20 protein-coding genes and 2 pseudogenes are annotated in these 23,044 nt (G+C 68.2%); 14 read left to right on the forward strand and 8 right to left on the reverse strand.

The window, feature by feature from the left end:
* Nucleotides 1-3: 3 nt before the first annotated feature.
* The 3 genes from ligD to P73_RS18570 all read left to right on the forward strand — a co-directional run bounded on the left by ligD (nt 4) and on the right by P73_RS18570 (nt 3,531).
* Nucleotides 4-2,442 carry a DNA ligase D gene (gene ligD, locus P73_RS18560; RefSeq protein ID WP_043870735.1) on the forward strand — a complete coding sequence of 813 codons (2,439 nt, stop codon included), beginning with the start codon at nt 4-6 and terminating at the stop codon, nt 2,440-2,442.
* Between the two features lie 119 nt (nt 2,443-2,561).
* Complete coding sequence (locus tag P73_RS18565; RefSeq protein WP_043870736.1) at nt 2,562-3,038, forward strand: DUF421 domain-containing protein; 477 nt, start codon at nt 2,562-2,564, stop codon at nt 3,036-3,038.
* An 85-nt stretch (nt 3,039-3,123) separates the two neighbouring features.
* Nucleotides 3,124-3,531 carry a rhodanese-like domain-containing protein gene (locus P73_RS18570; protein WP_043870737.1) on the forward strand — a complete coding sequence of 136 codons (408 nt, stop codon included), beginning with the start codon at nt 3,124-3,126 and terminating at the stop codon, nt 3,529-3,531.
* Here the strand turns inward: P73_RS18570 and P73_RS18575 are convergent.
* Nucleotides 3,513-3,863, reverse strand: a complete 351-nt coding sequence (locus P73_RS18575) for a YigZ family protein (protein WP_043870738.1) — start codon at nt 3,861-3,863, stop codon at nt 3,513-3,515. The genes P73_RS18570 and P73_RS18575 overlap by 19 nt on opposite strands.
* Nucleotides 3,864-3,881: 18 nt before the next feature.
* Nucleotides 3,882-4,244, reverse strand: a complete 363-nt coding sequence (locus tag P73_RS18580; protein ID WP_043870739.1) for a diacylglycerol kinase — start codon at nt 4,242-4,244, stop codon at nt 3,882-3,884.
* Nucleotides 4,245-4,379: 135 nt separating this feature from the next.
* Between P73_RS18580 and P73_RS18585 the strand changes: the two genes are divergently transcribed.
* Nucleotides 4,380-4,694, forward strand: coding sequence for a hypothetical protein (locus P73_RS18585; protein ID WP_043870740.1), 315 nt, complete (start codon nt 4,380-4,382; stop codon nt 4,692-4,694).
* A gap of 72 nt (nt 4,695-4,766) precedes the next feature.
* Here P73_RS18585 and P73_RS24560 read toward each other — a convergent pair whose 3' ends face one another.
* The 4 genes from P73_RS24560 to P73_RS18605 form a co-directional block, all read right to left on the reverse strand.
* Nucleotides 4,767-5,048, reverse strand: coding sequence for a DUF6455 family protein (locus P73_RS24560; protein WP_052453406.1), 282 nt, complete (start codon nt 5,046-5,048; stop codon nt 4,767-4,769).
* A 27-nt stretch (nt 5,049-5,075) separates the two neighbouring features.
* Nucleotides 5,076-5,345: a DUF6455 family protein gene (locus P73_RS18595; RefSeq protein ID WP_043870741.1), complete on the reverse strand. Its 270-nt coding sequence runs from the start codon at nt 5,343-5,345 to the stop codon at nt 5,076-5,078.
* A 234-nt stretch (nt 5,346-5,579) separates the two neighbouring features.
* Nucleotides 5,580-6,308 (reverse strand): M48 family metallopeptidase, encoded by a 729-nt coding sequence (locus tag P73_RS18600; protein ID WP_043870742.1) that lies wholly within the window; start codon nt 6,306-6,308, stop codon nt 5,580-5,582.
* 137 nt (nt 6,309-6,445) lie between these two features.
* A complete protein-coding gene (locus P73_RS18605; protein ID WP_052453407.1) occupies nt 6,446-8,545 on the reverse strand; it encodes a TonB-dependent receptor domain-containing protein in 2,100 nt (699 codons plus the stop codon).
* Between the two features lie 344 nt (nt 8,546-8,889).
* Between P73_RS18605 and P73_RS18610 the strand changes: the two genes are divergently transcribed.
* Complete coding sequence (locus tag P73_RS18610; protein WP_043870743.1) at nt 8,890-9,129, forward strand: hypothetical protein; 240 nt, start codon at nt 8,890-8,892, stop codon at nt 9,127-9,129.
* 6 nt (nt 9,130-9,135) lie between these two features.
* Here the strand turns inward: P73_RS18610 and P73_RS18615 are convergent.
* A pseudogene (locus P73_RS18615) lies at nt 9,136-10,188 on the reverse strand (NAD+ synthase); the annotation flags it as partial.
* A gap of 104 nt (nt 10,189-10,292) precedes the next feature.
* Between P73_RS18615 and P73_RS18620 the strand changes: the two are divergent.
* Complete coding sequence (locus P73_RS18620; protein WP_074743528.1) at nt 10,293-11,714, forward strand: IS1380 family transposase; 1,422 nt, start codon at nt 10,293-10,295, stop codon at nt 11,712-11,714.
* 227 nt (nt 11,715-11,941) lie between these two features.
* On the opposite strand, the pseudogene P73_RS18625 reads toward P73_RS18620, so the two are convergent.
* Nucleotides 11,942-12,553 (reverse strand): annotated as a pseudogene (locus tag P73_RS18625) (nitrilase-related carbon-nitrogen hydrolase); the annotation flags it as partial.
* 297 nt (nt 12,554-12,850) lie between these two features.
* Between P73_RS18625 and P73_RS18630 the strand changes: the two are divergent.
* The 8 genes from P73_RS18630 (at nt 12,851) to P73_RS18665 (ending at nt 23,020) form a co-directional block, all read left to right on the forward strand.
* Nucleotides 12,851-14,323: an MORN repeat-containing protein gene (locus tag P73_RS18630; protein ID WP_052453598.1), complete on the forward strand. Its 1,473-nt coding sequence runs from the start codon at nt 12,851-12,853 to the stop codon at nt 14,321-14,323.
* Between the two features lie 329 nt (nt 14,324-14,652).
* Nucleotides 14,653-16,230 carry a 2-isopropylmalate synthase gene (locus tag P73_RS18635; protein WP_043870745.1) on the forward strand — a complete coding sequence of 526 codons (1,578 nt, stop codon included), beginning with the start codon at nt 14,653-14,655 and terminating at the stop codon, nt 16,228-16,230.
* Nucleotides 16,231-16,465: 235 nt separating this feature from the next.
* Nucleotides 16,466-17,503: a rod shape-determining protein gene (locus P73_RS18640; RefSeq protein WP_043870746.1), complete on the forward strand. Its 1,038-nt coding sequence runs from the start codon at nt 16,466-16,468 to the stop codon at nt 17,501-17,503.
* Nucleotides 17,504-17,556: 53 nt separating this feature from the next.
* Nucleotides 17,557-18,495, forward strand: a complete 939-nt coding sequence (mreC, locus tag P73_RS18645; RefSeq protein WP_043870747.1) for a rod shape-determining protein MreC — start codon at nt 17,557-17,559, stop codon at nt 18,493-18,495.
* Nucleotides 18,488-19,027 (forward strand): hypothetical protein, encoded by a 540-nt coding sequence (locus tag P73_RS18650; RefSeq protein WP_043870748.1) that lies wholly within the window; start codon nt 18,488-18,490, stop codon nt 19,025-19,027. Before mreC ends, P73_RS18650 begins: the two co-directional genes overlap by 8 nt.
* Complete coding sequence (gene mrdA / locus P73_RS18655) at nt 19,024-20,943, forward strand: penicillin-binding protein 2 (protein WP_043870749.1); 1,920 nt, start codon at nt 19,024-19,026, stop codon at nt 20,941-20,943. The genes P73_RS18650 and mrdA overlap by 4 nt, the downstream gene beginning before the upstream one ends.
* Nucleotides 20,940-22,088 (forward strand): rod shape-determining protein RodA, encoded by a 1,149-nt coding sequence (rodA, locus tag P73_RS18660; RefSeq protein ID WP_043870750.1) that lies wholly within the window; start codon nt 20,940-20,942, stop codon nt 22,086-22,088. Before mrdA ends, rodA begins: the two co-directional genes overlap by 4 nt.
* Nucleotides 22,085-23,020 (forward strand): 2-hydroxyacid dehydrogenase, encoded by a 936-nt coding sequence (locus tag P73_RS18665; RefSeq protein ID WP_043870751.1) that lies wholly within the window; start codon nt 22,085-22,087, stop codon nt 23,018-23,020. Before rodA ends, P73_RS18665 begins: the two co-directional genes overlap by 4 nt.
* Nucleotides 23,021-23,044: the final 24 nt, after the last annotated feature.

Consider the following 23,044-nt stretch of genomic DNA (forward strand, 5'->3'; position numbering starts at 1 on the left):
GCGGTGGGGCGGCTCGAGCGATATCTCGAGAAGCGCGACTTCGCCGCGACGCCCGAACCGCGGGAGGCGGGCCGGGCCTCGCAGCTCGGGCTGCGCTACAGCATGCAGAAACACGAGGCGACACGCACCCATTTCGACCTGCGGCTCGAATGGGACGACGTGCTGCTGAGCTGGGCGGTGACGCGCGGGCCCTCGCTCCGCCCGGCCGACAAGCGGCTTGCGGTGCGGACGGAGGACCACCCGCTGAGCTACCTCGCCTTCGAGGGACCGATCCCGAAGGGCAATTACGGGGCGGGCACGGTCATGCTTTTCGACATCGGGCATTGGCAGCCGCTCGAGCCGGTGGAGGCGGCGCTGAAGGCCGGGCAGATCAGGTTCCGGCTGCACGGGCGGCGGCTGACCGGGGGCTGGCACCTCGTGCGGATGCGGGGCGGGCGCGCGGGCGACGCGGGCCGGGACAACTGGCTGCTCATCAAGGACGAGGACGAGGCGGCGGGGCGGCGCGATCCCGTGGCCCGCTACAGCCGCAGCGCGATCACCAACCGCAGCTTCCGCGAGATCGCCGCGGGAAAGGCGCCGGTTCCCGCCGGGCCGGAGGGTCCGCTGCCGCGGTTTCACAAGCCGCAGCTCGCGACCCTCGTGGAGGAGCGCCCCTCGGGAGACGAATGGTGGCACGAGGTGAAATTCGACGGGTATCGCGCCCTCGTGGCCCTCGGCCGCGGCGGGCCGCGCGTCTTTACCCGCAACGGCCATGACTGGAGCGACCGCTTCGCCGCGCTGCTCCCGGCCTTCGATGCGCTCGACTGCTCCTCCGCGCTGATCGACGGGGAGATCGTCGCGGGCGCCGGGCTCGAGGGTTTCTCCGCCCTGCAAAAGGCGATCAAGGCGGGCGGTCCGTTCCGCTTCTACGGCTTCGACCTCTTGCGGCTCGACGGGCGGGATCTGACCGGCGCCCCGCTCGAGGACCGGCGTGCGGCGCTCGAAACGCTGTTCGCCCCGGCCCCGCCTCTCGGCCTTGCCGAGCTGTCGCCGGTGATCCGGGGCGATGCCGCCGAGGCGCTCGCGACGATCTGCGCAGCGGGCGGCGAGGGCATCATCTCCAAGCGGCGCGACCTGCCCTATCGCGGCCGGCGCACGCGGAGCTGGCTCAAGGTCAAATGCGGACGGCGCGACGAGTTCGTGATCCTCGGCTGGCAGAAGAGCGACAGCCGCACGCGGCCCTTCGCCTCCCTCGCCCTCGGCGCCTATCGCGACGGCGCGCTCACCTATGTGGGCAAGGTCGGCACCGGGTTCGACACGGAGACGATGGCGGAGCTTGCCCGCGCCATGGCGGCGCGCGCGTGCCGGACGCCGCCCGCCGATGTGCCCGGCCCCGATGCGGCGGGCCTGCGCTGGGTCAGGCCGGAGCTCGTGGCGGAGGTGAAATATGCCGAGACGACGGCGGAGGGACGGCTGCGGCAGGCCGTCTTCGTCGGGTTGCGGGAGGACAAGCCCGCGCAGAGCGTGAGGATCGGGGAGGATCGCATGACACAGGAGGTCCAGGGGCGCGTGAATGTCGCCGGGATCGGCATCAGCCACCCGGACCGGGTCGTCTACCCGGAGGCCGGGGTGACGAAGCTCGAGGTGGCGCGATATTACGAGGCGATGGCGGATCGCATCCTCGCCACCGCCGCCGACCGTCCGCTGTCCCTCGTGCGGCTGCCCGAGGGGCTGCGCGGCGAGCGGTTCTTCCAGAAGCACGCGGGCCGGGGATTTCCCGAGGCGGTGAAATCCGTGCCGGTGACGGAGGCGGACGGCAAGGTGGCGGAGTATATCTATGTCTCGACCGCCGCGGGTCTCGTCGGGGCGGCGCAGATGGGCGCGCTCGAATTCCACATCTGGGGGGCGCGGCGGGACGATCCCGACCGGCCGGACCGCATGGTCTTCGACCTCGACCCGGACGAGGGGCTGGGGTTCTCCGAAGTGATCTCCGCCGCATATGACATCCGCGACCGGCTCGCCGCGCTCGACCTGCCCTCCTGGCCCCTGGTCACCGGCGGCAAGGGCGTCCATGTCGTCGTGCCGCTCCGCCGCATCGCGGCTTGGGAGACGGTAAAGCTCTATGCCCGGCTCTTCGCCACCGGGCTGGCGGAGGCGGAGTCCGACCGCTTCACCGCGACCATGTCGAAGGCGAAGCGCAAGGGGCGCATCTTCATCGACTGGCTGCGCAACGAGCGCGGCGCCACGGCGATCGCGCCCTTCTCGCTGCGCGCGCGTCCGGGCGCGACCGTGGCCGTGCCGGTGTCGTGGGAAGAGCTCGGGAGGCTGTCTGGCGCCGATGCCTTCGGCCTCGCGGCGGCGCAGGAGCGCGACTGGTCGGCACTTAAGGTGCCCGCCGCGGTGGGGCTGTCGCAGGGCCGCGTGGCGAAGCTCGAGGCCTGGCTGGGCTCCGGCGCGAGGTGACGGGAACCTGACGCGGCGCGCGCGGCCGCCCCTTCGCGGCTTTTTCGCGGCGCCGACGAACTTTCACGCCGCGCCGGGGTTGGGAGGGATCGTCCGGGAGTAAAGAGAGAGACAGCGACATGCCCGCATCCGCCTTCTTCGACAGCTGGTCAGGCGTGCTGCGCGTCCTGGTGATCGGGACGGCCGCCTATGCCGCGCTGATCCTCATGCTGCGCACGTCCGGCAAGCGCACGCTGGGCAAGATGAATGCCTTCGACCTCGTGGTGACGGTGGCGCTCGGCTCGACCCTCGCCACGGTGCTGCTGAACGCGCGCGTGCCGCTGGCCGAGGGCGTCGCGGCGCTGGCGCTGCTGATCTGCCTGCAATATGCGATCACCTGGCTCTCCGTGCGCTCGGAGCGGGTCCGGTCGCTCGTCAAGGCCGAACCCACCCTGCTCGTGCATGACGGGCGCTATCTCGAGACGGCGCTGCGCCGGCAGCGGGTGACGCGGGAGGAGATCGACGCCGCGATGCGGGAGATCGGCCGGAGCGAGCTTGCCGGGATCCGCTCGGTCGTGCTGGAAACCGACGGCACGATCAGCGTGATTCCGCGCTGACCGCCCCGAGGGCCGCGGCGCCGGCGCCTTCACCTTGACCTGCCGCGGCGGAGGGGGTGAAATCCCTCCGAACCGGGAGGGCCCCATGCTCAAGACCTACAAGGATCTGCTCGCCGAAGCCCATGCCGTCATCGAGACGGTTCCGACGGAGACCGCCATCGGCCTGCTCCGTGACGAGGGCATCCGCTTCATCGACCTGCGCGACCGCCGGGAGCTCGAGCGCGAGGGCTGCATTCCCGGCGCGTTCCATTGCCCGCGCGGGATGCTGGAATTCTGGATCGACCCGGAGAGCCCCTATCACAAGCCCGTCTTCGGAGAGGACCGGAAATTCCTGTTCTACTGCGCCTCCGCATGGCGCTCCGCGCTGGCGACGAAAACCTGTCTGGAGATGGGAGTCACCAATGTCGCCCATATCGCCGGCGGGTTTTCGGCCTGGAAGATGCAGGGCGGAGCGGTCGAACACGTCGGGCCACGTCAGAGCCGGTCGAGATAATGGCGCACCGCGTCCTGCACATGGCGGAACCGGTCGCCGCCCAGATGCTTTCCGCCATACCAGCGGGTGACAACGACGATCTGCCCGGTCACGCCCGCCCGCTCCAGCATCCTGAGGATGACCATCCCCGCGCCGCTCTCGCCGTCGTCGTTCTTCAGCGGCGTACCGTCGGGCAGGATCACGCCCCAGCTGTTATGCGTGGCCTTCGCAAATTTCTTCCGCCGGCAGAGGGATTTCACAAACGCCTTCGCCTCCGCCTCCCCGTCGCAGGGGCCGCCGGAGACCGCGTATTTCGACCCGCGGTCGGAGATGATGCCGTCGAAGACCTGCATGGGCCGGGTATAGCCGCCTCAGCCCCAGAGCACCACCAGCCAGGCAAGGCCCGCCGCGACGGCGGTCACGGTGACGCCGGCGGAGCCCGCATCCTTGGCACATTTCGCCAGCGGATGATCGGCGGCGGAGACGTAATCCACCGCGTCCTCAATCGCCGTGTTGAGGAGTTCGGCCGCGAGGATCAGGAGCCCGAGCGCGATGACGAGCGCCCGTTCGGCGGCGGTCAGGTCGAGGCCGAGCGCGAAGAGCACGGAGACGAGATTGGCCCAGACCCAGGTGCGGAAGGAATGTTCCGTCCGCCAGGCATAGCGCAGCCCCGCGACACTCCAGACCCAGCGCAGGACGAGGCGCCTGCCGGTGTAGACCAGTTTTTCCCGCATCGCTCCTCCGCGTGGCTGCCGTGTCCCCTCCGGGGTCGGCGCAGGATGATCGAGAGCGGCGGCCGGGGCAAGAGGCGCGACGGAAAGCGCCGCCGTGCCCGTTGAAGGAACACGATCCGGTCCGGGAGGCATGCCATGACCCTGTTTCGCACCTGCACTCGCCCGCTCACCCTTGCCGCCTCCGCCGTGAACCGGTCGCGACGGTGTGGCCGGGACCGTGTCGGACGGCCGCTCGCCGTCGCGCTCCTCGCGCTCGGCATGGGCGCGATGCTCGGCGCCGGTGTCCTGTCCGGCACCTCCTCCGCCCGCGGCGGGGTGGCGCATGGCCCCGGTGCGGAGGAGATTCTGGCCGCGCTCCGGCCGCTCCTCGACACGGCGGGAGAGATCCGCGTCGCCCCTCTGGGGGCGGCAAGCGGCACGGGCAGGTCGGGCGGCGACGCTGCCGAGTGATGCGCCGCGCTGCGGGCGGGGCCCGGCGGCAGCCGGGGACAGATGCCCTGCCCCGCCGGAACGGCGCGCGTCCTATTCCGCGCGCAGATCGCGCTGCACCGCCCGCAGGTAGAGAAGCTCCTGCGTGTTGAGGCAATAGGCCGGCGGCGCCTCCTGCGGGCCCTGATGCTCGAGCATCCACAGGATGCAGGCGTCATGGCAAGTGCATTGCGCGCAGCGGGCGACCATGTCGGCCCGCTCGCCGTCGGAGATCTCGCCCTGAAGCGCGGCGCGCTCGACATCGGCGCCGATCCGTTCGGCCATCCCGTGCATGAGGCAGGCCTCTCCCGGCCGCGGGAGCGTCATATGGGTCATCGTCTCATCCTCCGCACGACCTGTGGCTCACCCGGAGGCGAGCCGCTCCAGATCGGTCTTGTTGCGGCAATAGGGCGGCGCGGCGCGGGCCGGTACGCCCGTCTCCCGCATCGCGTCGAGGAATTTCACGCAAAGCTCCGGCTCGGTGCAGCTGATGCAGCGATAGACGCGCGCGCGTGCCTCCTCCTCGGTGGGGCCGTCGCCGCGCTGGCGCGCCTCCTCGAGATCGGCGCCGAGGGCGGAAGCCATCCGCTCCACCAGCCCGGCATGGGTGTCGAATGTTCCGAATTTCGTCATGGCAGCCTCCGATGGATGTAATCCCGCGGTCCCTGGCAAACCGGGGAAACCTGTGGACAGCAGACCATGGCCCCGAGAACCCGCTCCTTGATCCATGTCAAGGACAGGCCCTGGCGGGCGGCGGGGCGGAATTTGGCCGAGATCCGCGCAAAATTGAGGCAATGTTTACGGATTTTCCGAAACTGCCGCGCGCGATTGTGAAATGCCGGGGCGACTCACCCGCAGCGCCGGCGGTCAGAGCGTGCTCATGGTGCGCCGCACCGTCTCGATCCGCTGAGTGTTCGGCGGGTGCGACCCGAGGAAGCGGTCGCCCGGATCGGGGATGCGGGTGAAGAACTCCGCGCCCCGCAGCGGATCGTAGCCCGCGCGATAGGCGATGATCGTGCCGAGCTGGTCGGCCTCGAGCTCGTAGGATTTCGAATAGGTCCGCGCCCCCACGGAGGCCCCGATGTCCTGCGCGGTGCGCACGGAATTCGGATCGCCGCCGATCGCCGCGATCAGCACCCCGCCGAGCAGCGCGCCGGTCATCGCGGTTTCCTGCGTGCGCGCGATATGGCCGGAGATGTGATGCGCCGCCTCGTGGCCGAGCACGAAGGCCAGCTCGTCCGTGTTGTAGACATCCGCGATCAGCGCAGCGTTCACGGTCAGCACCGGGCGCCCGTCCGGGCCGAGCGACTGATAGGCGTTCGAGGGTGCGGAGGGATCGCGGTCCACGACGAACTGGAAATCGCAATTCGCCCCGCGCGCGCGGGTGCGGCATTCCTGTTCGGCCACGGGTTCGATGCGGGAGACCACGGCGGCGAAATCCGACACGCTCACCGATCCGGCGCGCGAGGGACCGCCGGAGGAGGGCGCCGCGGAGGGCACGGGGGAAGGACCGCTGCCGGCCGGATAGGGGGGGGTGGTCTCGACACAGCCTGCGAGGGCGAGACCGGCGAGGAGGGAAAGTGATGCGCGACGCATGCCTGCAAACCTGATGCTGGATTTTTCGCGGAATCTAGCCGGTCGCGGCAGGCTTGACCAGCCCCCGCGCAGGACACGCGACGGGCCGGACGCTTTCGCGCCCGGCCCCTGATCCCGCCGGTCCCGTGCGGGCCGGTTCAGAAGCGCGTGGTCAGCCCGAGCCAGACCATGCGCCCGTCGATCGAGGTGCGCGACTCGTCGAAATCCACGACCGTGTCCGTCACGTTGTAGATCGCGAGCCCGACCGAGGCATTCTCGCTCACGTCGTAATTCGCGCCGATGTCGACGGTGGTGTAGGCGTCGTACTTGTAGCCCGTCACCCCGTTGCCGAAGTCGACCGGCGAGCCCTGGTCGCCGATGCGCAGACCGGCGTTCTTTTCCTCGCCGTGATAGGTGACCGCGCCCCAGAGATCCAGTGCGGGCAGCGCGTCGGTGTAATCCAGGCGCAGGCTCGCCATGTGCTCGGGCGTGCGGTCGATCGGCGCGCCCTCGTACTCACCCGAAAGCTGCTCGGAGTCCGTGTAGGTATAGGTGCCGCGGATCGCGAGCTGATCGGTCGCGAACCATTGCCCGGTCAGTTCGAGGCCGGAGATCTTCGCCTTGTCCACGTTGCGGTTGTAGATGATCCGGCGGTAGTAGTCGTTGCCGTCAAAGTTGGAGGTGTAGGTCGGCCCGTCGGTCCATTCATCCTCGCTCGAGAGCTGGGTGAGCTTGTCGTCGAACCGCGTGTGGAAGACCGTCGCGCTCACGTTGTAGATCCCCGCGTCGTAGAAGGCGCCGAGTTCGAAGTTGCGGGTCTTCTCGGGCTTCAGGTCGGGATCGCCGAGGATCACCGCGCAACGGCTGGTGATGACGGAGGGATCGTTGTTCGCGCAGTTCCGCCCGCCGGAGGTATAGGCGTAATCCGGCGTGGTCGTACGGATGTCCGGCGCGCGGAAGCCCTCGGAATAGCCGCCCTTCACGGTGAGCGCGTCGGTCGCCTGCCAGACACCGTAGAGCCGCGGGGTCCAGTGGCCGTCATATTCGCTGTGCTTGTTGTAGCGCAGCCCGGCCGTGAGGCTGAACGTGTCGGTGATCGCGATCTCGTCCTCGATGAACAGCGCCCATTGCTCGTTCTTGAACGTGTAGTCGATGCCGTCGCCCATGCCGGGGTTCTGGTCGTCGAGCTTCGTCTCGATATACTGGCCGCCATAGACGAGGCTGTGCGCCCCGCCGAACATGCCGGGCTGGGCGAATTTGAGATCCAGCACGGTGTTGGTGACCTCGGGCGAGCGCGGGTTCTCGCCATCCGCGGCGAAGGAGGTGCGCTCCCCGATCTCGCGCGACAGCGACAGCTCGCTCGTCCCGAAGGACCAGTCGCCCGTGTGGGTCAGCGCGAGGGCACGGCGGGTGTGCTCGAAATCGCTGCCTGCGGCGAAATCGTCCGTCTCCGTCTCCACCTTCGTATCCGTGTAGGACAGCTCGAATTCCTGCGTGTCGGTCGGCGTCCAGGTAAAGCGCAGCCCGACCTCCCGCTCGGTCCGCGCATCGCGCCCGTCATCGGTTCCGTCCGTGGTGTCGCGATCCTCGCGCTCCGCCCGGTCGAGATAGCGCGACCAGAGCGACAGGCCCAGCCTGTCGGCCACGATCGGGCCGCTCAGATAGGTCGAGACCTGGCTCTTCGTGCCGTCCACGTCATCGTCGGTCGGCACGGACATTTCCGCGCTCACCTCGCCGCTCCAGACCGAGGAGACCGGCTTCGTGATGATGTTGATCACCCCGCCCATGGCGTCGGAGCCGTAGAGCGAGGACATCGGGCCGCGCACGACCTCGATCCGCTCGATGGCGGAGATCGGCGGGATGAAGCTCTGCTCGTACCCCGACGAGCCGTTGGTGCGCGCGTCGCGCGTGGACTGGCGCCGGCCGTCGACCAGGATCAGCGTATACTGGCCGGGCAGGCCGCGCATGAAGATGTCTTCCTCGCCCGCCGTGCCGGTGACGGCGACACCCTGGACCTCGCGCAGCGCATCGGTGAGCGAGGTGAAGCTGCCCTTCTCGAGCTCCTCGCCGGTCACGACGGTGATGCTTGCCGGGGCTTCCTTGACGCTCTGCTCGATGCCGGCGGCGGTCACGACGATCGGATCGAGCGTGATCTCGGTCATCTCCTGCGCCGAAAGGACGGCCGGGCAAAGCCCGAGGGCGGTGGTATAAAGCAACCCGCGCAGGACGGGCGCCGGGGTGGGGCGGATAAATGACATGTGCCTCTCCGATCAGTCAATCAATCAGTCTGGGTAAGCGATCGCGGGGACTGGCCGGTGGCGCGCCGCCCTGAAATCAAGGGCCTCGCGCATGGAAAGGGCGGCGAACTGTCCGGTCCTGACACCTCCCCCGTCGCAACCGTCCCGGTCGCATCTGGCTTGCCTCATGCTTGCTGTGGCCTATAGAGCCGGTTGCGGGAGCGGCGGCAATCACGAGAAAGCCTGACTGTTTATCTAAGGAACAATCGTTGCAGAGCTGCCACAGGTGTTCCTGTGAAGGTCCCGCGCGCCCTGCCCGCCGCTTCGCCCTTGCCTTCGGCAGCGGGCCCGCTAGCATCCTTGGCATGTTTACCATCGAACACGATTTCGACGCGACGGTCGTCACGCTCATCGACGAAGGCGCTGCGCCCTTGCAGGAGGACGTGACGATCTCGGCCTTTGCCGAATGTATCAACCTCGAACAGCTCGATCCGCGCACGGACCGGGTGCAGAAGATCACGCTGTCGATCCAGCAGGTGCGCGACCTCGCCGCCGCGCTCGACCTGCCCGAAGGGGCCTACCGGCTCACCCCCGTGAAGGAGTGAGCGCCCTCACCCCGGATCGCGCCAGCGGTTGACGATGGGATAGCGCCGGTCGAGCCAGAAGGCCCGCGGCGTCAGGCGCGGCCCCGGCGCGGACTGGAAGCGTTTGTATTCCGAGAGATAGATCAGGTGCTCGACCGTCTTCACCACCTCCCGCTCATGGCCCTGCGCGACGAGTTCGGCCACGCTCTGCTCCCGGTCCACCAGCCCCTCGAGGATCGCGTCGAGCACCTCGTAGGGCGGCAGGCTGTCCTCGTCCTTCTGATCCGGGCGCAGCTCCGCCGAGGGCGGCTTGTCGATGACCGCGACCGGGATCACCTCCCCCGCGGGCCCCTTCATCCAGGGCCGGTGGTGGGCGTTGCGCCAGCGGCACTGGCCGAAGACGCGGGTCTTGTAGAGATCCCTGATCGGATTGTAGCCGCCGTTCATGTCGCCGTAGATCGTGGCATAGCCGACGGCGAGTTCGGACTTGTTGCCCGTCGTCAGGAGCATGGCGCCGAACTTGTTGGACAGCGCCATGAGCAGGAGGCCGCGCAGGCGCGACTGGATGTTCTCCTCGGTGAGATCGGCCCCGAGCCCCTCGAACAGCGGCGCGAGGCTGCGCGCGATCGCGGCGCGCCCTTCGGCGATCGGCACGACATCGTAGCGGCAACCGAGGCGCCGCGCGATCCCGCCCGCGTCGTCGAGCGATCCCTGGGAGGTGTCGTCGGAAGGCAGCATCACGCAATGCACGTTCTCCGCACCCAGCGCATCGGTCGCGACCGTCGCCACGAGGGCGCTGTCGATGCCGCCCGACAGGCCCAGCACCACCTTTTCGAAGCCGGACTTGCGCAGGTAGCCGCGCGTCGCCTCGACCATGGCGCGGTACTCCTGTTCCCAGGCGTCGGGATGGGAACAGATCTCCCCCTCCGCGGCGATCCAGCGCCCCTCCTCCCGGAGGAAATCGACATGGCGCAGGCACTCCCCGAAGACCGGCAGCACATGGGCGGGCCGGCCGTGGCGGTTGAGCACGAAGGACCCGCCGTCGAACACCTGGTCGTCCTGCCCGCCGACCATGTTGAGCCCGGTTTATTCATCCAAATCGATGGGGGCAGGTTGCGTGCGCCTGAAAGCGCCGTAGAATCAAGTTGCTACACCAAAATCCGCCAGCAGCTTCGGACGCACGCATGGGTGAAACGCTACGGCCGGTCACGGCCGGATTCAACCGCTCTCTTTCGATCGAAACTCGCGCCGAGCGCCTGACGGGCGATCCTGGCGCAGTACTGCTGCGAGAAGCTCTCGACGCGACCGGGATTATCGGCTGGATGGCGGCGCGGATGAAGGACAGCCGCCGCCAAGCCGATGTCGTGCATGACCTGCCGTCGCTCTTGCGGACCATGGTGCTCCTGGTTGCTCAGGGTTGGCAGGACCACGACGATGCGGATGCCCTGCGGCATGATCCAGCGATGCGTGTGGCGGCCGCCTCGTCGGCCGGGCTGACGCCGCTGACTGGGCACCCTGGGCTGGCCTCTCAGCCCACGCTTTCGCGTTGCACAGCGATGCTGGCGGAGCCAGGCAACCTGAAGGTTCTGCGGGAGGCTGCCCTCGAACTCGCCGGTCGGAACCTGCGCGCCGAGAATGGCGGGCAGCGGCGCACTCGCATGACGCTGGACGTCGACAGTCTGCCCATCGAGGTGCATGGCCATCAACCGAAGGCCGAGTGGAACGGGCACTACCGGACCCGGGTCTATCACCCGCTGGTCACCTCCATCGCCGAGACCGGCGACATGCTCGACGCGCGTTTACGCCCCGGCAATGTCGGCACTGCCGACGGTGCGCTGGACGTCATTCTCGACGTCGTCGATCGGGCCGAGGCCAGCCTGTGCAAGATCACGACCGTGCGCATCGATGCAGGCTTCCCCTCTGGCGCGCTCCTGTCGGGCCTGGAGGGGCGCGGCATCCACCACGTCGCCCGCCTGCGGGCGAACGCAGCCCTCGACAGGCTCGCGGCGCCGCACATGAAGCGACCGCCGGGACGACGGCCGACGGAACCGCGGCTTTGGACGCATGAGCTGGAATACCAGGCGCAGGGCTGGGACGAGCCCCGCCGTGTGGTGCTGGTGGTCAAGGAGCGCGAGGGCGATCTGCTGCTCGACCGCTTCTTCCTCGTCACCTCGATCTCGCGCTTCCAGATGAAGGGGCAGGCCCTGCTGGACCATTATCGCCAGCGCGGCAAAGCAGAAGGCCACATGGGCGAGCTGATGGACGTGCTGTCTCCAGCGCTGTCCTCCACCAATCGCGCCAAGACCCATCTGCGCGGCAAGAAGCCGAAATCGGTCACGCCCCCCATCGATGCCTTCGCCTGCAACGAAGTCCGGTTGCTCGTCGCCATGCTCGCCTACCAGATCATGCACGTGGCGCGCCGGGCCATGGCGCGCGCCACGAAAGCCCCTTGGAGCCTGCGCCGCCTGCGGGAACGCGTGCTGCGCGCCGGCGCTCGTCTCATCATCTCAGCCCGGCGCATGACCTTGATACTTGCCGCAACGGCCGCGCCCTACTGGGCCGCCATCTGGCCGCAGATCCAGATGCTACGCGGGGCCGACCCATAATCGCGAGCAAGTTGCAGATGCCGCCGACAGAATGAACGCCCAGGGGCGGCCAGAAGTCGTGGCCGATCCAAAGGGCGAAATCATCCAAAGGATGTCGTCTCGTCCACTCTCTCAACCAAACCGGGATGCGTAGCTCTCATCGGCAACATGCTGGTGCCCAGAAGCCGGCAAGAACGGCTTCAACCCGCCTCCAGCGCGCCGCCGAGCCGGCTCGGCGAATAATGCGGGTTGAGATAGACGAGCGGAACGTCGTTTTCCGTGACGCGGGCGACCATGTGGCTCAGCCGGATGTCGAACTTGCCGCGGTGATAGGGCGAGCCGTTCGGCACCACGAGGATCTCCGCCCCGCTTTCCACCTGCGCCTCGGCCACGTCCTCGGACCAGGCGTCCTCGCAGATCGGAGAGCCGATGCGCAGCGGACCGATGGCATAGGGGCCTTCGAGCGGTCCGGGAGAATAGACGCGCCTTTCGTCGAACACGGTGTCGTTCGGCAGGTGATGCTTGCGCAGCACCTGTTTCACCCGGCCGCCGGCGAGGATCCAGTACCCGTTGTGCAGCCCCTCCGCGGACGCATACGGTCCGCCGAGACCGATCGCCGGGCCCTCCGCCGTCAGCGCGGCCAGCTCCTCCATCTTCGCCGTCGCCGCGCGCAGGAACGCCGGCCTGCGCACCAGGTCCTGCGGCTGGTAGCCGGTCAGGAACATCTCGGGGAAGACGACCATGTCCGCCGCCGCCGCCCGAGCCTCCGCATGGGCGCGGCGCACGGCCGCCGCATTGGCGTCGATCGCCCCCACGGTCGGATCGAGCTGGGCCAGGGTGAGGCGGAAACGGTCGGTCATGCGCGTGGGATCCTGTCCTGTGCGGGTCAAGCGTGTAGCAGAATGACTGGCGAGGGAAAGCCGATCACGGCAAAAACATTTGAAGACACCGGCGCGAGTCCCTAGGGTTGCGCGCGATGGCGTGCGCTCCGGCAGGGGTGCGCGTCGGGAGGCATCAGGCCACCGAACGTGCCGCGAGGACCGCCGGACACCCCGGCCCGCGCGATAGGCAGGCCCCACGAACACACCCGCGGGACAGGGGATGGGAAGACGAACGTGACATTGAAGCATTTTGCGACGCCGGCATTTGCCCTTCTGATGGCGGGGCTGCTGCCGGCTGCGGCGGCCGCGCAGGAAGACGGCGAGGTGGTGACCCACCAGTTCGAGGAAGGCGGCATCTACGAGGGCACCTTCAGGAACGGCAAGCAGGACGGCGTGGGCACCTACAGCCTGCCGAACGGCTATGAATACACCGGCGAATGGGTCGATGGCGAGATCCGCGGCCAGGGCATCGCGCGGTTCACCGACGGCTCCGTCTACGAGGGCGCCTTCGAGAAGGGCAAGCCGCATGGCTACGGCAAGATCACCTATGCCGACGGCGGCACCTACGAGGGCGACTGGGTCGAGGGCGAGGCCACCGGATCGGGCGTCGCCGTCTATGCCAATGGCGTGAAATACGAGGGCGGCTTCCTCGCCGCGAAACATCACGGGCAGGGCCGGATGGAAAGCCCCTCCGGCTATGTCTACGAAGGCGGCTGGGTCAACGGGGTGAAGGAGGGCAAGGCCACGATCACCTATCCCGAGGGCGCGAGCTACGAGGGCGAGATGGCGCGCGACATGCGCAACGGCCAGGGCGTTCTGGTGACCGGGGACGGGCTCACGCTCGACTGCACCTGGGTCGACAACCAGTGCAACGGCCAGGGCACGATCACCCAGCCGAACGGCGATGTCTACGTGGGCGACCTGGCGGACGGGCAGCGTGCGGGCGAGGGCAAGGTGACCTATGCCAACGGCGATGTCTACGAAGGCGAATTCGCCGACGACAAGCGCCACGGCCAGGGCAGCTTCACCGGCGCGGACGGCTATGTCTATGCCGGCCAGTGGACCGAGGGCCGGATCGAGGGCAAGGGCAAGGTGACCTATCCCGACGGCTCGGTCTACGAGGGCGATTTCCTCGACGACCTGTCCCACGGCCAGGGCAAGATCACCTATCCCGACGGCACGACCTACGAGGGCGGCTGGCAATATGGCGTGATCGAGGGCGAGGGCGTGGCGCGCTATGCCAACGGGCTCGTCTATGAAGGCGCGTTCAAGAATGCGCAGAACCACGGCAAGGGAAAGATGACCTACCCCGACGGCTTCGTCTATGACGGCGACTGGGTCGAGGGCCAGCGCGAGGGCCAGGGCAAGGCCACCTATGCCGACGGCACGACCTACGAGGGCGGCTATGCCGGCGGCCAGCGCGCGGGAACCGGCACGATCGTGATGCCCTCGGGCTTCACCTATACCGGCGCATGGCAGGATGGCGAGATCCAGGGCCAGGGCAAGGCCACCTATCCCAACGGCGATGTCTACGAGGGCGAATTCGTCTCCGGCAAGTCGAACGGGCGCGGCACGATCACCTATGCCGACGGGCGCCAGGTGACGGGCGACTGGGTCGACGGCGCGCTGGTGAACGAGGTGGAGACACCCGCCGCGCAGGAGGGCGAGGCGGAGGCCGCGCCCGCGGAGGGCGAGGCGGAACCGGAGCCCGCCCCGGAGGAGGATGCGGAGGCGGCCGCCGGGGACTGAGTATTTCTCACAGCAAAAAGCCCTGGGCGGTCCGCACGGCGGGGAGGCGGTCGGGACACCGGCCGCCTTTTTCGTCTGCGGGCGGCGCGCCTCTGGCCGGGGAGGACGGAAAATTTCATTTTCGGGGTTTTCAACGCAAGGCCGCGCAGTATATTCCACCCCCATGACGATCCGTGTTTCCCTCTCCGCTCTGCCCCGCTGCGCCCGCGCAGAGCGTCGTCATGGCCTTCTTCTCCTTAGCTGCCTCTGAGCGTGCCGCCGGCGCGAGGCTCAGAGGTGACCGGATGCGCCGACCCCATACGCTAAGGACCTAAAGAGAGATTTCAGAGATGACCGACACTTCAGAACAGGACCGCGTCCTGATTTTCGACACGACGCTGCGCGACGGCGAGCAGTCCCCCGGCGCGACGATGAGCCATACCGAAAAGCTCGAGATCGCCGCCCTGCTCGACGAGATGGGCGTCGACATCATCGAGGCGGGCTTCCCCATCGCCTCCGAGGGTGATTTCGAGGCGGTGAGCGAGATCGCGAAGAATGCGAAGAATTCCGTGATCTGCGGCCTGTCGCGCGCGCAGATCCCCGATATCGAACGCGCCTGGGAGGCGGTGAAACACGCCCCCCGGCCGCGCATCCACACCTTCATCGGCACCTCGCCGCTGCACCGCGCCATTCCGAACCTCACGATGGACGAGATGGCCGAGCGCATCCACGAGACGGTGACCCATGCGCGCAACCTCTGCGAGGATGTGCAGTGGTCGCCGATGGACGCGACGCGGACCGAGCACGACTACCTCTGCCGCGTCGTCGAGATCGCCATCAGGGCCGGCGCCACGACGATCAACATTCCCGACACGGTGGGCTACACCGCGCCGCGCGAGAGCGCCGAACTCATCCGCATGCTGATCGAGCGGGTGCCGGGTGCGGATACCGTGATCTTCTCGACCCATTGCCACAACGACCTGGGCATGGCGACGGCGAACTCGCTGGCGGCGGTCGAGGCCGGCGCGCGGCAGATCGAATGCACGATCAACGGGCTGGGCGAGCGCGCGGGCAACACCGCGCTCGAGGAGGTGGTGATGGCGCTGCGCGTGCGCAACGACATCATGCCCTTCGCCACCGGCATCGACACGACGAAGATCATGAACATCTCCCGCCGCGTTTCGCAGGTGTCCGGCTTCCCGGTGCAATACAACAAGGCGATCGTCGGCAAGAACGCCTTCGCCCATGAAAGCGGCATCCACCAGGACGGGATGCTGAAGAATTCCGAGACCTTCGAGATCATGCGCCCGCAGGACATCGGCCTGTCCGGCACCTCCCTGCCGCTGGGCAAGCATTCCGGGCGCGCCGCGCTGCGCGCGAAGCTCCGGGACATGGGCTACGAGATGGGCGACAACCAGCTCAAGGACGTTTTCGTCCGGTTCAAGTCCCTCGCCGACCGCAAGAAGGAAGTCTATGACGACGACCTCATCGCGCTGTTGCGCGACGCGGGCGCGGCCGACCAGAACGAGCGCATCAAGGTGAAATTCCTGCGCGTCGTCTGCGGCACGGAGGCGCCGCAATCAGCCGACCTGATCCTCGAGATCGACGGTGTCGAGACGCGCGAGACCTGCCAGGGCGACGGACCGGTGGATGCGACCTTCAAGGCGATCAAGGCGCTTTTCCCGACCACGGCGCGGTTGCAGCTCTATCAGGTGCATGCGGTGACCGAGGGCACCGACGCGCAGGCCACCGTTTCCGTGCGGCTCGAGGAGGACGGGAAGATCGTCACCGGCCAGTCCTCCGACACGGATACGGTCGTCGCCTCCGCGAAGGCTTATGTCAACGCGCTGAACCGCCTGCTGGTGCGGCGCGAGAAATCGGCCCCGGATTCGGATGTGAAGACGGTGAAATACACCGATACGGTCTGATTTCGGAACTTGTCCGATTCGAACGGAAAAGGCGCTCCTTCGGGGGCGTCTTGCCGTTTATTTATACGAAAGCTGCAAAATCCGGGAGCGGAGACGGGGCCGCGGCGGGCCGGCTTGGCGAGACTTCGCCACAGCGCGGCCACGCGCCCCTTTTCCACACCCCCGCCACCCCCTATAAGTCGCCGTTACGGGGGATTCTCCAAATTTGCGCGCAGGACGGGGCATCAGGAACAAGATGGCGGGACTTAACGGACTTTTTTCTTCGGACATGGCAATCGACCTCGGCACGGCGAACACGCTCGTCTATGTCAAGGGCAAGGGCGTCATCCTCAATGAACCCTCCGTCGTCGCCTATCACGTCAAGGACGGGCGCAAGCAGGTGCTCGCGGTCGGGGAGGATGCCAAGCACATGCTCGGCAAGACCCCCGGCTCAATCGAGGCCATCCGCCCGATGCGCGAGGGCGTGATCGCCGATTTCGATACCGCCGAGGAGATGATCAAGCATTTCATCCGCAAGGTGCACAAGCGCACGACCTTCTCCAAGCCGAAGATCATCGTCTGCGTCCCCCATGGCGCGACCCCGGTGGAGAAACGCGCGATCCGCCAGTCCGTGCTTTCCGCCGGCGCGCGCAAGGCCGGGCTGATCGCGGAACCGATCGCGGCGGCCATCGGCGCGGGGATGCCGATCACCGACCCGACCGGCAACATGGTCGTCGACATCGGCGGCGGCACCACCGAGGTGGCGGTCCTGTCGCTGGGCGACATCGTCTATGCGCGTTCGGTGCGGGTCGGCGGCGACCGGATGGACGACGCGATCATCAACTACCTGCGCCGCCAGCAGAACCTTCTGATCGGCGAGGGCACGGCGGAGCGGATCAAGACCTCGATCGGCACCGCGCGCATGCCCGACGACGGGCGCGGCTCGGTGCTCACGATCCGCGGGCGCGACCTGCTCAATGGCGTGCCGAAGGAGATCGAGATCAGCCAGGCGCAGGTCGCCGAGGCGCTCGCCGAACCCGTGCAGGCGATCTGCGAGGCGGTGATGACCGCGCTCGAGACGACGCCGCCCGACCTCGCCGCCGACATCGTCGACCGGGGCGTCATGCTCACCGGCGGCGGCGCGCTTCTGGGCGAGCTCGACCTCGCGCTGCGCGAACAGACCGGCCTTGCGATCTCGGTCGCCGACGAATCACTGAATTGTGTGGCGCTCGGCACCGGCAAGGCGCTGGAGTATGAAAAGCAACTCCGGCACGTTATTGATTACGACAGCTGAGGCTGCCTGCCGCCGCGCGCGGCACCGGCCGACCTGATCCGGGAAAGACGGACGTGGCCAGAGACAGAGGCAATGCGGAGACCTATGTCCGCCCGATCCAGCGCCTGCTGGCCGGGATCTTTCTTCTGCTGTGCATCGGGATCTTCGTGCTCTGGCGCATCGACAGCCCGCGGGTGGAGCGGATGCGCGCCCAGCTCGTCGACCGGGTCGTCCCCTCCTTCGAATGGGCGCTCGTGCCGGTGACGAAGACGATCGGCATGCTCGAGAACTTCCAGAGCTACCAGCGCCTCTACGAGCAGAACCAGGAGCTGCGCAACGAGTTGCGGCAGATGCAGGCGTGGAAGGAAGCCGCGCTCCAGCTCGAGCAGAAGAACGCCAAGCTGCTCGATCTCAACAACGTGCGGCTCGACCCGAAATACACCTATGTGACGGGGGTGGTGACCGCCGACAGCGGCTCCCCCTTCCGCCAGTCCGTGCTGATGAACGTCGGCGCGCGCGACGGGATCCGCGACGGATGGGCGACGATGGACGGGATCGGGCTCGTCGGCCGGATCTCCGGCGTCGGCGAGACCTCCTCGCGCGTGATCCTGCTGACCGATTCGAACTCGCGCCTGCCGGTGACGATCCAGCCTTCCGGCCAGCGCGCGATCCTCTCGGGCGACAACACCGCGCGCCCGCCGCTCGAATTCATCGAGAGCCCCGAACTGGTGCGCCCCGGCGACCGGGTCGTTTCCTCGGGCGACGGCGGCGTCTTTCCCGCGGACATCCTCATCGGGCAGGTGGCGATGGGGCCGGACCGGCGGCTCCGGGTGATCCTCGCCGCGGATTACGAGCGGCTCGACTACCTGCGCGTGCTGCGCACCCATGTCAGCGAACAGATCACCGATCCCGGCGGGCTGATCCTGCCGGAGCGGCCGCTCACCCCCTTCGTCGAAACCGAACCGGCCGGGCCGGACCGGACCGCCGGGGAGGAAGGGGCGGCCGATGGTTGATCCGCGCACCCTGCGCCGCTGGAGCTATCGGGCGGGCTTTCTCGCGCTGTCGGCCATTGTCGTCTTCGTCTACCTGCTGCCGGTGCGCGTCGGCTCCGGCCACTGGCCGGGGCCGGACCTGCTGCTGGGCTTCGCCTTCGCCTGGGTGCTGCGCCGGCCCGACTACGTGCCGGTCTGGCTCGTCGCCACCGTCATGCTGACCGCGGATTTCATCTTCCTGCGCCCGCCTGGCCTGTGGTCCGCGCTCACCATCCTCGGGCTCGAATTCCTCCGCCGCCGGGAGGCCACCTCGCGCGACATGCCCTTCGCCGTGGAATGGGCCATGGTTGCGGGCGTCATGCTCGCCATGGCGGTGCTCTACCGCCTCGCGCTTGGCACATTCATGGTCGACCGCACCTCGCTGGGCCTCACGATCCTCGGACAGATCTCGACCCTGCTCGCCTATCCTGTCATTGTCCTGTTTTCCCGCTCGGTGCTCGGAATCACCAAGATCTCGCCCGCCGAGGCCGATGAGATGAGGTATGTGCGATGAGACGTTCCCCGCAGGAAACCGCGACCTCCGCCCGCAGGATCTCCCGCCGCGCGCTGTTCCTCGGCGGTGCCCAGGTCGCCTTCATGGGGGTGCTTGGCCTGCGCATGCGCTACATGCAGGTCGACCAGGCCGACCAGTTCCGCCTCCTGGCCGAGGAGAACCGGATCAAGATGCGGCTCCTGCCCCCCGCCCGCGGCCTGATCTACGACCGCAACGGCGCGCTTCTCGCGGAGAACGAACAGACCTTCCGCATCGTGATCCGCAAGGAAGACGCCAGCGAACTCGACCAGGTCCTCGTCGAACTCGAACGCCTCATCGGCCTGCCGCCCGAGGAGCAGGAGCGCGTGCGCGACGAACTGCGCAAGGCCGGGCCCTCCGCCCCCGTGACGATCGCGGACCGGCTGAGCTGGGAAGCCTTCTCCGCCGTCTCCGCCAACGGCCCCGCCCTGCCGGGCGTCACGCCGGAGGTGGGCCTGTCGCGCCACTACCCGCAGCAGGGCGATTTCGCCCATCTCGTCGGCTATGTCGGCCCGGTCTCCGATTACGACCTGTCGAAGATGGAGACGATCGACCCGCTCTACCGCATCCCGAAATTCCAGCTCGGCAAATCCGGCGTCGAAAGCCAGCTCGAGGAGGTGCTGCGCGGCAAGGCGGGCACCCTGCGCGTCGAACAGAACGCCCATGGCCGGATCATCCGCGAACTCGACCGCCGCGAGGGCGATCCCGGCGCCAACCTCCAGCTCACGCTCGACCTGAAGATGCAGGAATTCGTCCAGGCCCGGCTCGGCGGCGACAGCGCCTCCGCCGTCATCCTCGACGTGGAGACGGGCGACATCCTCGCCGCCGGTTCGACCCCGGCCTTCGATCCGAACCTCTTCGTGCGCGGCATCTCCGTCGCCGCCTACAAGGAACTGCTCGAAAACGACCACCGGCCGCTGCCCTCGAAGGCGGTGCAGGGCGCCTATCCGCCCGGCTCCACCTTCAAGATGGTGACCGCCCTGGCCGCGCTCGAGGCCGGCGTGGTCACGCCCGACGAAACCGTGCGCTGCCTCGGCCATACCGAGGTCGGCGGACGCCGCTTTCACTGCTGGAAACGGGTCGGGCACGGCAACCTCAACCTCGTCGGCTCGCTGCGCCATTCCTGCGACGTCTATTACTACGAGATGGCCCAGCGCACCGGCATCGACAATATCGCCGCGATGGGCCGCCGGCTCGGCCTCGGGCAGACCTATGACATTCCCCTGCCCGGCATGAACACCGGACTCATGCCCGACAAGGAATGGAAACTGTCCAAGCGCGGCGCCGAATGGGTCGTGGGCGACAGCCTCAACGCGGCCATCGGCCAGGGATTCGTGCTCGCCACCCCGCTTCAGCTCGCGGTGATGACCGCGCGGATCGCGACCAACCGCGAAATCCAGCCGAGGCTCCTGAAATCCGTCGACGGCGTCGAGCAGCCGGTGAAGGGCGGCGGACCGCTCGGCCTCAACGAGAACCAGCTCCGCGCCGTGCGCCAGGGCATGTTCGAGGTGCTGAACTCCAACCGCGGCACCGCCTATGCCTCGCGCGTCGCCGACGACGCGATGCGCATGGCGGGCAAGACCGGCACCTCCCAGGTCCGCTCCACCGTCGTCGACAACAAGAACGTGCCCTGGGACCAGCGCGACCACGCGCTCTTCGTCGCCTTCGCCCCGATGGAACGCCCGCGCTACGCCGTCTCCGTGATCGTCGAACATGGCGGCGGCGGCTCCGCCGTGGCGGCCCCGGTGGCGCGCGACCTGATGCTCTACGCGCTGCACGGGGCGGTGCCGCCCCTCTCCGCCTATCCCAGGGCAGACCAGAACGCGGTGAGCGAACGCTTCCGCGCCCTGCCCCTGCGCGACCGGATCGCGGACGGCACGGAGAAGAGCCGCGCATGAGCTACCTCGAAAGCAATCTCAAGACCATCCCGACCGGGCTGCGAAAGGTGCTCTACGTCAACTGGCCGCTCGTGCTGCTGCTCGCGGCGGTGGCCGCCGTCGGCTTCCTGATGCTCTATTCGAACGCGGGCGGCTCGTTCCAGCCTTGGGCCGAACCGCAGATGAAGCGTTTCGCGGTCGGCATGATCGCCATGCTGATGATCGGCATGGTGCCGATCTGGTTCTGGCGCAACATCGCGGGCGTGGCCTATATCGGCTCCTTCCTCCTGCTGGTCTTCGTCGAATTCTTCGGGGAGGTCGGCATGGGCGCACAGCGCTGGATCGACCTCGGCCCGCTGAGCCTCCAGCCCTCCGAACTCATGAAGATCTCGCTCGTGATGCTGCTCGCGGCCTATTACGACTGGCTCCCGGTCGAAAAGGCCTCCCGCCCGCTCTGGGTGCTCATCCCGGTGCTCCTGATCCTTCTGCCCACCGTCCTCGTGCTCAAGCAGCCCGACCTCGGCACGGCCATCCTCCTCATGGCCGGGGGCGCGATCGTGATGTTCGCCGCCGGCGTGTCCTGGTGGTATTTCGGCGTGGTGATCGCGATGGGCATCGGCGCCGTGACCACCGTCCTCTCCTCGCGCGGGACGCCCTGGCAGCTCCTGAAGGATTACCAGTTCCGCCGGATCGACACCTTCCTCGATCCCTCCTCCGACCCGCTCGGCGCGGGCTATCACATCACCCAGTCGAAGATCGCCCTCGGCTCCGGCGGCTGGACCGGCCGCGGCTTCATGCAGGGCACCCAGTCGAAGCTCAACTTCCTGCCGGAGAAGCACACCGACTTCATCTTCACCACCCTGGCGGAGGAATTCGGCTTCGTCGGCGGGATCTCCCTGCTCGCGCTCTATGCCGGCATCATCGTCTTCTGCCTGGTCTCGGCGATGAACAACAAGGACCGCTTCGGCGCGCTCGTCACGATCGGGATCGCGACGACCTTCTTCCTGTTCTTCGCGGTCAACATGTCGATGGTGATGGGCCTCGCCCCCGTCGTCGGCGTGCCGCTGCCGCTCGTCTCCTACGGCGGCTCGGCGATGATCGTGCTGCTCGCGGCTTTCGGCATCGTCCAGTCGGCGCATATCCACAAGCCGCGGGGCAGGCGGTGAGCCCCACCGTCCTCTTCTCCGCCCCCGACCGGCTCTGGCCCGCCTACGCGACCGCCCTGCCCGCCGCCCTCGCCCGTGCAGGGATCGCGGGCGCGCGGCTGACCCGCGAGGCCGCGCCGGACACGGTCGACTACATCGTCTACGCGCCGAACGATGCGCTGCGGGATTTCACTCCCTTCACCCGGACGAAGGCGGTGCTGTCGCTCTGGGCCGGCGTCGAGAAGATCGCCGCCGACCCGACGCTGACCCAACCGCTCTGCCGCATGGTGGAGCCGGGGCTCGCGCTCGGGATGCGCGACTATGTCGTCGGCCATGTGATGCGCTACCACCTCGGCACTGACCGCTACGTCGCCGGCCCCCGCGACACCTGGGAGCGGGTCGTGCCCCCGCTCGCCCGCGACCGCAAGGTGACTGTCCTCGGCCTCGGCGAACTCGGCGCGACCTGTGCCGCGGCGCTCGCGGGTCTCGGCTTCCGGGTCACGGGCTGGTCGAGACGCCCGAAGGATCTGCCCGGCATCGCCTGCCTCGCAGGCCCCGACGCCCTCTCCGCGGCGCTCGGAGCGGCGGAGATCCTCGTGCTGCTGTTGCCCGACACAAGTCCGACGCGAAGCATACTGAATGCCGACAGGCTCGCGGCGCTTCCGCAGGGCGCGTGCCTCGTCAATCCCGGACGCGGCACGCTGGTCGACGACGACGCCCTCCTCGCCGCGCTCGACAGCGGCCATGTGGCCCATGCGACGCTCGACGTCTTCCGCACCGAGCCCCTGCCCCCCGGCCATCGCTACTGGTCGCACCCGCGCGTCACCGTCACGCCGCATGTCGCCGCCGACACCCGGCCCGACACCGCTTCGGACGTCATCGCGGAAAACATCCGCCGCGGCGAGGCCGGAGAGCCCTTCCTGCATCTCGTGGACCGGGCGGCAGGCTACTGACGCCACAGGCCTTTTTGCTGCTGA

It is taken from the genome of Celeribacter indicus, assembly GCF_000819565.1.
Lineage (GTDB): Bacteria > Pseudomonadota > Alphaproteobacteria > Rhodobacterales > Rhodobacteraceae > Celeribacter > Celeribacter indicus.